General features: G+C 70.9%; 9 protein-coding genes. 6 read left to right on the top strand and 3 right to left on the bottom strand.

From position 1 onward, the window contains the following. Positions 1–143: 143 nt before the first annotated feature. Positions 144–1,757, bottom strand: a complete 1,614-nt coding sequence (locus ACZ53N_RS06660) for a purple acid phosphatase family protein (protein ID WP_469139856.1) — start codon at positions 1,755–1,757, stop codon at positions 144–146. A 130-nt stretch (positions 1,758–1,887) separates the two neighbouring features. Here ACZ53N_RS06660 and ACZ53N_RS06665 point away from each other — a divergent pair, with 130 nt between their 5' ends. From ACZ53N_RS06665 to cimA, 4 genes are all read left to right on the top strand, one after another. Then, positions 1,888–2,928, top strand: a complete 1,041-nt coding sequence (locus tag ACZ53N_RS06665; RefSeq protein WP_469139857.1) for a 3-isopropylmalate dehydrogenase — start codon at positions 1,888–1,890, stop codon at positions 2,926–2,928. 262 nt (positions 2,929–3,190) lie between these two features. Then, the gene (locus tag ACZ53N_RS06670) at positions 3,191–4,297 is read left to right on the top strand and encodes a branched-chain amino acid aminotransferase (protein ID WP_469139858.1); all 1,107 of its coding nucleotides are present in this window, start codon (positions 3,191–3,193) and stop codon (positions 4,295–4,297) included. Positions 4,298–4,457: 160 nt separating this feature from the next. Next, complete coding sequence (locus tag ACZ53N_RS06675) at positions 4,458–5,798, top strand: MFS transporter (RefSeq protein ID WP_469139859.1); 1,341 nt, start codon at positions 4,458–4,460, stop codon at positions 5,796–5,798. A gap of 389 nt (positions 5,799–6,187) precedes the next feature. After that, positions 6,188–7,822: a citramalate synthase gene (gene cimA / locus ACZ53N_RS06680; RefSeq protein ID WP_469139860.1), complete on the top strand. Its 1,635-nt coding sequence runs from the start codon at positions 6,188–6,190 to the stop codon at positions 7,820–7,822. 63 nt (positions 7,823–7,885) lie between these two features. On the opposite strand, the gene ACZ53N_RS06685 is transcribed toward cimA, so the two are convergent. Then, positions 7,886–8,533 (bottom strand): TetR/AcrR family transcriptional regulator, encoded by a 648-nt coding sequence (locus tag ACZ53N_RS06685; protein WP_469139861.1) that lies wholly within the window; start codon positions 8,531–8,533, stop codon positions 7,886–7,888. Between the two features lie 109 nt (positions 8,534–8,642). On the opposite strand from ACZ53N_RS06685, the gene ACZ53N_RS06690 reads away from it, so the two are divergent. Next, the gene (locus ACZ53N_RS06690) at positions 8,643–10,160 is read left to right on the top strand and encodes an FAD-dependent monooxygenase (RefSeq protein ID WP_469139862.1); all 1,518 of its coding nucleotides are present in this window, start codon (positions 8,643–8,645) and stop codon (positions 10,158–10,160) included. A gap of 12 nt (positions 10,161–10,172) precedes the next feature. On the opposite strand, the gene ACZ53N_RS06695 is transcribed toward ACZ53N_RS06690, so the two are convergent. Further along, entirely contained in the window at positions 10,173–10,802 is a 630-nt protein-coding gene (locus ACZ53N_RS06695) for a YceI family protein (RefSeq protein WP_469139863.1), read from the bottom strand. 218 nt (positions 10,803–11,020) lie between these two features. On the opposite strand from ACZ53N_RS06695, the gene ACZ53N_RS06700 reads away from it, so the two are divergent. Continuing rightward, positions 11,021–13,423, top strand: coding sequence for a polysaccharide lyase 8 family protein (locus ACZ53N_RS06700; RefSeq protein ID WP_469139864.1), 2,403 nt, complete (start codon positions 11,021–11,023; stop codon positions 13,421–13,423). Positions 13,424–13,578: the final 155 nt, after the last annotated feature.

Consider the following 13,578-nt stretch of genomic DNA (forward strand, 5'->3'; position numbering starts at 1 on the left):
GACCTGCGGCGGCGGGCGCCCTGCGGGCGCGTCCTCAATCGCCGGACGGGCTTGAATAAGCCCGTCCGGCGATTGAGGACACCGCCGCGCAGCGGTGGTGCGCGTGAGGCGGCCCGCAGCCGCTGATTCTCCTCCGCTGCGCGTCACGCCGCGCCCGCGCTCCGCGTCACCTCGCCGTGCTGGTCCTTCTCGGCTCCGCTCCGCGTCACCTCGAAGTGATCCACCCGTGCTCCGCTCTCCGCCAGCGCCGTCACCCGCAGTCGCGGGTGGCGGCCCGGCTCGGCCTCGACGGCGAGGAACGAGAAGCCGGTGTAGCGCACACGTGACCACTCCACCGTCTCCGGGCGCTTCACCCGGCCCTTCTCCCAGTGGTAGCTGGCGACGCCGTCGAGGTCCTTCACATGGCCCTCGTAGCTGTCCGGCACCGGGAAGTCGTACAGCGCCTTGCCCGCCCCGCCCGCGGTGACGTACACGATGCCCTCGCGCGTCGAATCGACGCTCCCGCCGATCGGGACCTTCCGGCCCACCCGCCTGCCCCGGATCGCGTCGGTCCGCTCGTAGACGTGGTTGTGCCCGTTGATCACCAGATCCACCTGGTGCTTCTCGAACAGCGGCAGCCACGCGTCACGCACCCCGCCGTCCGACGCGTGGGCCTTCGTCGTCGAGAACGCGCAGTGGTGGAAGAAGACGATGAGGAAATCGATCCCGCGCCGCCCACGCAGCTCCCGCAGCCGCCGGTCCAGCCAAGCGGTCTGTCTGCCGCCGGTGTAGCCGGTGTTGGCGGCGATCTCGTAGGAGACGTCGTTGGCGTCCAGCGCGACGACACCCACGTTTCCGTAGGTGAAGGAGTAGACGCCCGGCGCGTGGCGCGGGTCGAAGCCGTTGTCCGGCAGGGTCCAGCGGGCACGCTGACCGCCGTAGCCGTTGGGGGAGTACCAGGCCTCCATGTCGTGGTTTCCGGTGGTCACCATCCACGGCACCCGCGCCGCCACCGACTCGGTCTGGGCGAGGAACTGGTCCCACACCCGCGCGTCGTAGACGTCCGTCGGCTTGCCCGCGCCGCTGGAGTCGGCGTAGCAGATGTCGCCCGCGTGGAGATGGAACGCCGGGTCCTGGCCGAGGATCAGCTGGTCGTTGGCGAGCGCGTCGTAGCTGACGCCCTGGTCGCCGAAGGCGGTGAAGACGAATCTCTCCGCGCTCTCCGGAGCGGTGCGGAAGGTGCCGATGGTCGCGAAGTGGCGCGGGTCGGCGGGGTCGTGGCCGGTGTGGCCGACGCCGTAGTAGTAGGTCCTACCCGGGCGGAGGCCGTCCAGCGCGGCATGCAGATAGACCTGGTCGACGGCCGGGAGCTTGTTGCTGAGCGCCGGCGTGTGCAGGTCGCGTACCTCCGCGTCGATGCGCAGGCCGAGGTCCCACGGTTCGAGGCCCACCCGGACGAACGGACCCTTGACCGCGAACGGCACCTGCCAGGAGATCCGCATCTGCGTCTTCGGGTCGGCGCCGAAGGCGAGATGGCGGCCGAAGGGCGCGACCAGCGAGCCGTCCACCCGGGCGGTCGCGGGCGCGCCGACCAGGGCGGGGCCGGCGTACGCGCCCGCGCCGCCGAGGACGCCCACCCCGGCGACCGTGCCGGCCGTGGCGGCACCGGCGCGCAGCATCCCGCGCCGGGTGAGCTTCGTCCGCAGGTACTCGTGCTGCTCGGCCATCGTCATCCGGACGGCGAGGTGATCGGGGATGCCTACCCGTGGTGTCTCCATGCTCGAAAACGTCCCAGGAACGAGCGACACCGTCCCGTACTTGGGGTGAACGTGACCTGACCGGACCGCCATCTGTCCGGATCGTGGACATTGCGTGTCAACCACCGGGACGGCGGAGTACGGTCCCGCTATGTCTCGCACCATGCGCCTCGCAGTGATCCCCGGTGACGGTATCGGCCAGGAAGTCGTGGCCCAGGGCCTCAAGGTCCTCAGGGCCGTCCTTCCTCCGGACGTGAAGCTGGAGACCCGGGAGTACGATCTCGGCGCCCGACGCTGGCACGCGACCGGCGAGACCCTGACGGACGCCGAGCTCGAATCCCTCAAGGACCACGACGCGATCCTGCTCGGCGCGGTCGGCGACCCCTCCGTGCCGTCCGGCGTGCTGGAGCGCGGGCTGCTGCTCAAGCTGCGCTTCGCCTTCGACCACTACGTCAATCTGCGTCCGTCGAAGCTCTTTCCGCACACGTCCACCCCGCTCGCCGGGCGCCCGGAGATCGACTTCATCGTCGTCCGCGAGGGCACCGAGGGCCCCTACGTCGGCAACGGCGGCAGCCTGCGCACCGGCACCCCCGACGAGGTCGCCACCGAGGTCAGCCTCAACACGGCGCTGGGCGTGGAGCGCGTGGTGCGCGACGCGTACGAGCGCGCGCAGGCCCGGCCGCGCAAGAAGCTGACCCTCGTCCACAAGAACAACGTCCTCGTCTACGCGGGCCACCTGTGGAAGAACGTCTTCGACCGGGTCGGCCGGGAGTACCCCGAGGTCACCACCGACTATCTGCACGTCGACGCGGCGACGATCTTCTTCGTCACCCAGCCCGAGCGCTTCGACGTCATCGTCACCGACAACCTCTTCGGTGACATCCTCACCGACCTCGCCGCCGCGGTCACCGGTGGCATCGGGCTGGCCGCCTCCGGGAACATCAACCCGACCGGGGCCTTCCCGTCGATGTTCGAACCGGTCCACGGCTCCGCGCCCGACATCGCCGGCACCGGCAAGGCCGACCCCACGGCCGCCGTCCTCTCCGTCGCACTCCTGCTGCGCCACCTCGGCCACGAGGCGGAGGCGGCCCGCGTCGAGGCCGCCGTCGCCGACGACCTCGCCGCCCGCGGCGCCGGTCCCCGGACGACGGACGAGATCGGCGACGCGCTCGCCGCACGAGTATCCGGCTGACCCGGCCGCCACGGCTCCCGGCGCCATCCTCGACAGCAGTGCTGCACATGCAGAGCACCGCTGTATGAGATGGGTCGCTGTGCTACCGCGCGGTTGGGTGCGACCATCCATCCAGGGCCGCGCGCAGTTTTTTCGTCCACGGCCCCACGGGAGAGATAATCGAACGTGGGGCCGCGGCATGAGGGGAAGCTCGGACGTCCTCGAGCCGATCGGGACGGAATGAGCGCGGTCCGCCACACACCAAGGTGAAGGACACGCATTCATGACGACGCCCACGATCGAGCTCAAGCCCTCCTCGCACCCGCTGTCCGACGCGGAGCGCGAGAAGATCCTGGCCGCCCCTGGTTTCGGCCGGCACTTCACCGACCACATGGTCACCATCAAGTGGACCGAGGGCCGGGGCTGGCACGACGGGCAGCTCGTCCCGTACGCGCCGCTGTCGATCGACCCGGCCAACATGACCCTGCACTACGCGCAGGAGATCTTCGAGGGCCTGAAGGCCTACCGCCGCCCCGACGGCTCGGTCGCCACCTTCCGGCCCGAGGCCAACGCCGAGCGCTTCCAGAAGTCAGCCCGCCGCCTGGCGATGCCGGAGCTGCCCGTCGAGACCTTCATCGAGGCCTGTGACGTGCTCGTCGAGCAGGACAAGAAGTGGGTGCCCGAGCACGGCGGCGAGGAGTCGCTCTATCTGCGCCCGTTCATGATCGCGACCGAGGTCGGCCTCGGTGTGCGGCCCGCCAACGAGTACCTCTTCATCGTCATCGCCTCGCCCGCCGGCGCGTACTTCCCCGGCGGCGTGAAGCCGGTGTCCGTCTGGCTCTCGGAGAACTACGTCCGCGCGGTGCCCGGCGGCATGGGCTTCGCCAAGACCGGTGGCAACTACGCGGCCTCCCTGCTCGCCCAGGCCGAGGCGGCGGAGAAGGGCTGCGACCAGGTGGTCTGGCTCGACGCCCTGGAGCACCGCTGGGTCGAGGAGATGGGCGGCATGAACCTGTACTTCGTGTACGGGGCCGAAGCCAATGAGCAGCCCAGGATCGTCACCCCCGAGCTCACCGGCTCGCTCCTCGCCGGCGTCACCCGTGACTCGCTGCTGAAGCTGGCCAAGGACCTCGGCTACGAGTCCGAGGAACGCCGCATCTCCACCGACGACTGGAAGCGCGACACCGAGAACGGCACGCTCACCGAGGTGTTCGCCTGCGGCACGGCCGCGGTCATCACCCCGGTCGGCTCCGTGAAGTCCGCGGGCGCCGAGTGGACCCAGGCCGACGGCCAGCCGGGCGAGGTCACGATGAAGCTGCGCGAGGCGCTGCTCGCCATCCAGACCGGCAAGGCCGAGGACACCCGCGGCTGGATGCACCCGCTGGGCTGAGCCCCGCTCTTCGCCGCCGAGGCCGCCCCGACGAACCGTCGGGGCGGCCTCGGCCGTACGGGCTCCGAGGACGGTCGTGAACGCAACGCACGCAAGTTGGCATGATCGTTGCCGCCGTGCCCCTTGTCCGACACGTGTCGCTCCGCCACCGTGATCGACCATGGGACGACAGCACTGGAAGAAGATCTGGGTCGGCTCGGCCGGCAACATGGTCGAATGGTTCGACTGGTTCGTGTACGCCAGCTTCGCCACCTATTTCGCGGGCGCCTTCTTCCCCTCGGGTGACGACACGGCCAAGCTCATGAACACCGCGGGGCTCTTCGCCGTCGGCTTCTTCATGCGCCCCCTCGGCGGCTGGCTGCTCGGCCGCGTCGGCGACCGGCGCGGCCGCAAGTCGGCGCTCACCTTGACCGTCACTTTGATGTCGGCCTCCGCCGTACTGATCGCCATCGCGCCGACCTACGCGGTCGCGGGCTACGGCGGCGCGGCGGTCCTGCTGGTCGCCCGGCTGCTCCAGGGCCTCTCGGTCGGCGGCGAGTACGCGGCCAGCGCCACCTACCTCACCGAGGCGTCCGCGCCCGGCCGCCGCGGCTTCGCCTCCAGCTTCCAGTACGTGTCCATGACCGCGGGCCAGCTCGTCGGCCTCGGCCTGCAGATCCTGCTGCAACACACCCTGTCCGACAGCGCGCTGCACAGCTGGGGCTGGCGCATCCCCTTCGTCGTGGGCGCGCTGGGCGCGGCCGTCATCTTCTATCTGCGGCGCAACATGCTGGAGACGGAGGTGTACGAGGAGTCGGGCGGGACGACCGAGGAGGACCGCGGCACGATCAAGGCGCTGCTGCGGCACAAGCGCGAGGCGTTCCTCGTCGTCGCGCTGACCATGGGCGGCACGGTCGCGTACTACACATACACGACCTATCTCACCAAGTACCTCTCCAACAGCGCCGGTCTGTCGAAGCAGACGGCGACGCTCGTCAGCTTCTGCGCCCTCTTCGTCTTCATGTGCCTGCAGCCGCTCGCGGGTGCCCTCTCGGACCGCATCGGCCGCCGCCCGCTGCTCGTCACCTTCGCCGTGGGCTCCACCTTCCTGACCGTGCCGATCATGACGCTGCTCGGCCACGCGGGCTCCTTCTGGCCGGCGCTGGGCCTGGCCCTGCTGGCGCTGATCGTCGTCACCGGCTACACGTCGATCAACGCGTGCGTGAAGGCGGAGCTGTTCCCCACGGGAGTACGGTCGCTGGGCGTGGCCCTGCCCTACGCCATCGCCAACGCGCTCTTCGGGGGGACGGCGGAATACGTGGCGCTGTGGTTCAAGAAGGGTGGCATCGAGTCCGGCTACTACTGGTACGTGGCGGGCTGCGCGGCCGTCTCGCTGGTCGTCTACCTCACCATGCGCGAGACACGGGACATCGACCTGAAGAACGTCGGCACCACGGGGTCCGTGATTCCGGCCAGAGCGGCGACCGAGGACACGGCGGAGCCCAGCCGTCCCGGTGCCTGACGACGTCACGGGCCCGCGAAATTCAAGCCCGCCCGGCGTTTGAGGGCGACCCTGACCGCGTCATGGGATCCACCCGAACCGCCGGAGGCACCCGCATCCGCATTGTGAGACTCGGCAGCGCCGACACGAGACACCGTGCCAGGATGGCGCCATGCTCTCGTTCGCCATGATTATTGGCAGCAGGCGCGCCGGTCCGCAGTGACCGCCTCGTACCCAACCCGTACGACGCGGACACCGTCGTCCCAGACCCGCGCGCAGACCTCTCGCACCCGCGAGAGGTCTTTTCGTTTCCCGGCCCACCACGCCGGAGGCGTATCGCGCGGGATCATAGGGGGACGGTGGAACCGGTTATTCCGGTAGACCGAGATCTCGACAGGAGTCAGAGCAGCATGACGGACGCACCCGAGGACGGCTTTCCCGCCGAGGACGGCCTTCAGGTCGACGACAGCTTCCACGTCTTCGACACGACGCTGCGCGACGGCGCACAGCGCGAGGGCATCAGCCTCACCGTCGCGGACAAGCTGACCATCGCCCGGCACCTGGACGACTTCGGCGTCGGCTTCATCGAGGGCGGCTGGCCCGGCGCCAACCCCCGCGACACCGAGTTCTTCCAGCGAGCCGCCGCCGAGATCGACTTCCGGCACGCGCAGCTCGTCGCGTTCGGCGCCACGCGCAAGGCGGGCGTACGGGCCGAGGACGACCCGCAGGTCGCCGCGCTGGTCGACTCCGGCGCCCCGGTCGTCACACTGGTGGCCAAGTCCCATGACCGGCACGTCGAACTCGCCCTGCGCACCACGCTGGAGGAGAACCTCGCGATGGTGCGGGACACCGTCTCCTACCTGCGGGAGCGGGGACGTCGCGTCTTCGTCGACTGCGAGCACTTCTTCGACGGCTACCACGCCAACCCCGACTACGCGACGCGAGTCGTGCGCACCGCGCACGAGGCGGGCGCCGACGTGGTCGTGCTCTGCGACACCAACGGCGGCATGCTCCCCGCCCAGGTCCACAAGGTCGTGGCGGCCGTGCTGGCCGGGACCGGCGCCCGGCTCGGCATCCATGCCCAGGACGACACCGGCTGCGCGGTGGCCAATACGCTCGCCGCCGTGGACGCGGGCGCCACGCATGTGCAGTGCACCGCCAATGGCTACGGCGAACGGGTCGGCAACTCCAACCTCTTCCCCGTGGTCGCGGCGCTGGAGATCAAGTACGACCGGCGGGTGCTGCCGGCGGGAAAGCTGGCGGAGATGACGCGCATCTCGCACGCCATCGCCGAGGTCGTCAACCTCACGCCCTCCACCCACCAGCCCTATGTGGGGGTCTCCGCCTTCGCCCACAAGGCGGGACTGCACGCATCGGCGATCAAGGTCGACCCCGATCTGTACCAGCACATCGACCCGGAGCGGGTCGGCAACACCATGCGGATGCTCGTCTCCGACATGGCCGGGCGGGCGTCCATCGAGCTCAAGGGCAAGGAGCTGGGCATCGACCTCGGCGGCGACCGCGCCCTGGTCGCGCGCGTCGTCGAGCGCGTCAAGGAGCGTGAACTCGCCGGATACACGTACGAGGCAGCCGACGCGTCCTTCGAACTGCTGCTGCGCGCGGAGGTCGAAGGCAGAGCCCGCCGCTACTACCGTGTGGAGTCCTGGCGCGCGATCGTCGAGGACCGCCCCGACGGTACGCACGCCAACGAGGCGACCGTGAAGCTGTGGGCCAAGGGCGAGCGCATCGTCGCCACCGCGGAGGGCAACGGCCCGGTCAACGCCCTCGACCGCGCGCTGCGCGTCGCGCTGGAACGCATCTATCCGAAGCTGGCCGCCTTGAAGCTGACGGACTACAAGGTCCGCATCCTGGAGGGCAGTCTGGGCACGGGCTCGATCACCCGGGTCCTGGTCTCCACGAGCGACGAGCACGGCGAGTGGTCCACCGTCGGTGTCGCGGAGAACGTCATCGCCGCGTCCTGGCAGGCGCTCGACGACGCCTACGCCTACGGTCTGCGGCGCGCGGGGGTCGAGCCGCAGGAGTAGCTCCGGGGCCCTGGGGCGGGTGGCGCCGTGCGGCGCGCCCGCTCGGCGCCTCTGCCGTCGCCGTCAGCCGTAGTGGACCGCCAGGCCGCCGTCGAGCAGGTCGTAACCGAGGTCGGCGGCGGCGTGCGCCTCGGGCAGCGCCTGCTCGGCGGTGCGGCCGTCCGTGATCCTGCGCCAGTTCGCCTCGGCCAGACGCCGGTGGAGGGTGATGACCTGGGCGGCCGCGAGCCCGGCCGTGAACCGGGCCCCCGGCGCGCCGTCGTCGGCGGTCTCGTAGAGCGCCTCGGTCAGCTCCTCCTCGTCCCGGCCGGTGTAGCGCACGAGTCGGGCCAGCAGGCTGGGCGTGGTGTAGAGCATGTCGTTGAACGCCCGTATCCGGGCGTCGTCGTTGAGACCCGTGATCGGATCGTGGGCGTCGAGCCGCGCGTGGAAGTGGGCGCGCAGGGCGGCCAGCGGAGACTGGCCGGCGGCCCGGTCGCGCACGACGCGGGCGGACTCGCCCTGGTGGTCGGCGATCCGGTGCAGGGCCAGATCCTCCTTGGCCGGGAAGTAGCGGAACAGGGTCGGCTTGGACACCTCCACCGCGGCCGCCACGTCCGCGACCGACACCTGATCGAAGCCGCGCTCCAGGAAGAGCTCGATCGCCGTGCTGGACAGCGCCTCTCGTGTGCGCTGTTTCTTTCGTTCCCGCAGTCCGGTCGCCTCGTTCACGCGGCCCACCCTACCAGAAATTCTCGTTACCAAGAAAGATTCGTTACCCGGTTGCATTTTCTGCTCCGTGGGCCTTTCATGGAGACACCGAACGACGGAGGGACACCGCATGACATCCACAGTGCTGATCGTGGGCGCCGGGCCGACCGGGCTGACTCTCGCTTGCACGATCGCCCGGGCCGGGGTGCCGGTCCGCATCATCGACAAGTCCCCCGCCTTCCACCGCACTTCACGCGCCAAGGGCCCCAATCAGCGCAGCCGCGAGGTGTTCGCGGACCTCGGCCTGGCGGCGGAGTTCGATGCCGCGGGCGTGGAGCGCACGGTGCTGCGCAAGTACCGGGGAGGCGTCCCGCTGGCCGACGCCGAGATCTTCGCGGGAGCGGTCCCGACGCCCACCGCGCCGTACGGAAAGGGTCTGTCCCTGCCGCAGTGGCGCACCGAGGAGATCCTCCGCGCCAAGCTCGCCGAGTACGGGGTCGAGGTCGAACTCGGCTGCGAGGTGGCCGGGTTGACGCAGGGCGAGGAGAAGGCGACCGTCACCCTCGCGGACGGCCGAGGCATCGAGGCGTCGTACGTCGTCGGGTGCGACGGCGGGCGCGGTGTGCTGCGCAAGGCGCTCGGCGTGCCCTTCGAGGGCGAGTCCGAGGACGAGGAATGCATGGTGATCGGGGACGTGGAGGCCGACGGGCTGGACCGCGCCTACTGGCACCAGTGGTTCGACGAGGACGGCGCGATCATGCTCTGGCCCATTCCGGGCACCAACTCCTGGCAGCTCCAGGGGACGCCCGAGCGCGATGCCGGGGGCTGCTTGGTGGCACCTTCGCTGGATACCTTCCAGCGCCTCTTCGACCGGCACGCGCGGATACCCGGGGTGCGGCTCGCCAACCCCACCTGGATCTCGACCTACCGCATCAACGTACGGATGGCCGGGCGATTCAGGGTCGGTCGCGCCTTCCTCGCGGGCGACGCGGCCCATGTGCAGCCGATAGCGGGCGGCCTCGGGATGAACACCGGCATCCAGGATGCCTTCAACCTCGGCTGGAAGCTCGCGCTCGTCGCCAAGGGACAGGCGGGGGAGGGGTTGTTGGACACGTACGAGGAGGAGCGCCTCCCCGTCGCGGCCTGGACGCTCCGGACCACCGATGAGCGGATGCGGGTGGTGCGGGAGGCCGTCAAGGAAGCGGGCGTCGGCACGGAGGTGGTCGTCGACGACGCGGCCACCACGCTGGGTGTGGGCTACCGCTGGAGCTCGCTGGCCCACGGTGGGGAGACGGCGGGCGACCGGGCGCCGGACGCGCCCTGCGTGGACGCGGTCACCGGCCGGCCGGTGCGGCTCTTCGACGTCTTCGCCGGACCGCGTTTCACGCTGCTGGGTTTCGGCGAGGACAGCGCCAAGGCGCTGGCGGAGGTCGCGGGGGAGTGCGGTGCCTTTGTTCGCACCTGCCTTGTCGACGGGGGGCCCGGGGAGGGGCTCGCGGATCCCGAGGGGCATGCCCGCGCGGCGTACGGGGTGGCGGAAGGCCGGGGAAGTCTTGTGCTCGTGCGGCCCGACAACCACATAGCGCTGAGCGCGGCCGGTGACCGAGGCGCCGACGTCATCGACTGTCTGCGGCGCCTCGGTCGCTGATCCGCACGGGGGTCAGGCCTGGGTGGCGGTCTTGACGGCGGAGATGTCGAAGGTCAGCTTCACCTTGTCGCTGACCATCACGCCACCGGTCTCCAGGGCCGCGTTCCAGGTGAGGCCCCAGTCGGAGCGCAGGATCTCGGCGCTGCCCTCGAAGCCGACGCGCTCGTTGCCGTAGACGTCGGTGGCCGAGCCGTTGAACTCCAGGTCGATGGCGAGGGGGCGGGTGACGTCCTTGATGGTGAGGTCGCCGGTGATCCGATAGCGGTCGCCGCCGAGCTGCTCGGCGGTGGTGGAGCGGAAGGTCATCAGGGGGAACGCCGCTGCGTCGAAGAAGTCGTCACCGCGCAGATGGGCGTCGCGGTCCTTGATGCCGGTGTCCACGCTCTCGATCTTGACGTCGATGCGCGCCGTCGAGCGGGACGGGTCGGTGCCGTCGAGGTGGAGGCTGCCCTCGTGATCGGCGAAGGAGCCCTTCACATTGGTCACCATGGCGTGGCGGACGGTGAAGCCGATGCTGCTGTGGGCCGGGTCGATGGCGTAGTCACCGGTCAGGGACGCCAGCGCGGGGTCCACGTCGAGGACGGCGGTGACGCCGGGGGAGGCGACGGTGGTGGTGCTGCTCTTGCGGCTGAAGATGCCCATGACGTGCTCCTGGAGAAGTCGATAGTTGTTGAAGGTTCAACGAGAACGACGGTAACTCCATCTGGTTCAACTTTCAACATCTGGGTGGGGATTTTTCAGAAGGCCTTCGGGAAAGGGGGTCGGCCATGGCCGAGTCGGGGGTATTGCCGCACGTGCACAGGCCGTGCCACGGTGTGGCCCCGGTACCGCCCGCACCCCGTGCCCCGGGAGGACCCGCCGTGCCGTCTGCCCCGAGCTGGACCCGCCGCGGCTTCCTCGCCGCCTCCGCCGTGACCGCCCTCGGCCTCACCGCGGCCCGGCCACCGGACAGGGCCGCCGCGGCAGCCGCGGGCGCGGATCAGGCCGACGAGTTCCGGGTGCTGCGGGAGAGATGGCGCGACCTCATGCTCGGCACCGGGTTCGACGCCTCGGCCGAGCCGTACGCCTCGGCCCTGCGCCGCACCGGCGACCTCGCCCGCGCCCACCGGACGGGCATGCGGCCCGGCCCCGCCTGGCTCTGGCCCGACGCGCCCTTCGACCCGCCCGCCGGCATCACCCAGAGCTATGCGCGTCTGCACACCATGGCCCAGGCCTACGCCCAGCCCGGCACCGGCGGCACCGGTGACGCCGGGCTCGCCGCCGACGTCATCGCCGGGCTCGACCACCTCCACGAGCGGGTCTACCACCCCGGAACCACCCGCTACGGCAATTGGTGGGAGTGGCAGATCGGCAGCCCCCGACTGCTCCTCGACACCCTCACCCTCCTCCACGACCACATCGACCCCGGCCGGCGCGCGGCCCAACTCGCCGCCGTCGACCACTTCGTCCCCGACGCGATGCTCGGCGCCTACACCGGCACCAGCACCGGTGCTAACCGCGTCGACCTGTGCCGCGTCGTGGCCGTGCGCGGCATCCTGGGCGGGGCCCCCGCCAAGGTCGTCCTCGCCCGCGACGCCCTCTCGCCGGTCTTCCCCTACGTCACCAAGGGCGACGGGCTCTACGCCGACGGCTCCTTCATCCAGCACACCTGGGTCGCCTACTCCGGCACCTACGGCTATGTGCTGCTCGACGGGCTGGGACGGCTCTTCTCCCTGCTGCGCGGGTCGAGTTGGGAGATCACCGACCCCCGCCGCCAGATCATCCTCGACAGCGTCGAGCGGGCCTACGCCCCCCTGCTGTACAACGGCCTGATGATGGACAGCGTCTCCGGCCGCGCCATCAGCCGGGGGGCGCAGACCGCCGACCCCCGGCTGCTGATCCAGGGCGACCACCAGCGCGGCCACGCGCTCATCGCGGCCATCGCACTGCTGGCCGGCGGCGCGAGCACGGCGGAGCGGGACCGCTGGCACGCCCTGGTCAAGGGCTGGATCGCCCGCGACACCACCAGCCCCGTCCGCTCCGACCCCCAGTTCGGCGTCGCCGACCTGGCCCGGCTCGCCGCCGTCGCCGACAGCCCGGCACCCGCCGCCCCCGAGCCCGTCGGACACCGGCTCTTCGCCGCCATGGACCGGGCCGTCCACCGGCGTCCGGGCTGGGCCGCGAACATCGCCATGGCATCCGACCGCGTCAGCCACTACGAGAACGGCAACGGCGAGAACCCGCGCGGCTGGCACACCGGCGCCGGAATGCTCTACTGGTGGGGCCGCGACCACGGCGGCGGCCAGTACACGGACGGCTTCTGGCCCACCGTCGACCCGTACCGGCTGCCCGGCACCACCGTCTCCACCAAGCCCCTCGCCGACAACGAGGGCGGCGGCTGGGGCGAACCCAAACCCGCCGCGCGCTGGGTGGGCGGCGTCACCGACGGGGAGTTCGCCGCCGTCGGCCAGCATCTCAAGGGGCTCGGCTCCACCCTGGAAGCCAGGAAGTCCTGGTTCTGCGCCGCCGATTCCGTCATCTGCCTCGGCGCCGGGATCACCGCGCACGACGGCGTCCCCGTCGAAACGGTCGTCGACAATCGCAACCTCGGCGCCACCGGCACCCCGCGGCTCACCGTCGACGGCACCCCCCAGCCCCACGACGACGGCTGGTCACAGTCCTACGCGCGTGCCCACTGGGCCCACCTCGAAGGACACGGCGGCTATCTCTTCCCCGGCGGCACCCCGCTCACCGCAGAGCGCCGATCGCGCACCGGCGCCTGGCGGGACATCAACACCGGCGGCAGCCCCGACCGGATCACCCGCCGCTATCTCGCCCTCCTGCGCCCCCACGGCACCGACCCCGCGGACTCCTCGTACGCCTACGCCCTCATGCCGGGCGCCACCCTCCGCGAGGCCGCCGCCCACGCCAGGGACCCGCACCGGCTCACGATCCTCGCCAACTCCCACGACTGCCAGGCCGTCCAGTTGCCCGCGCAGGGACTCACCGCGGCCAATTTCTGGTCCCCGGGCACGGCCGGTACGCTCTGCGTCACGGCCCCCGCGGCCGTGCTCGTCCGTCGGCGGGGCCGCACCGCGACCCTCCACCTCGCCGACCCGCTGCGCGCGGGCACCCCGATCGACCTCCTCTGGACCCGGCCCGTGCGCCGGGTCACCGCGCACGACACCTCCGTCCGCGTGCTCGCCACGGGAGCCGCGCTGCGGCTGCGCGTCCAGCCGGGCACGGCATGCGCGTCCCACGCCTGCGAGGTGGTCCTCGGCTGAGGCTCCGCCGTCAAGACGCTCGCCCTACGGCTCGTGACGTGGAGATTTGTGGGATACCCACAGCGCTGTGAGCCCTCGCCGGGTGTGGTGAAGTGATAAAGCCCGTGTGGCTTTCTGTGATGCCTGCCCACCAAACAGCGCATGACGTTGTATGG

It is taken from the genome of Streptomyces sp. NPDC033229, from assembly GCF_055576875.1.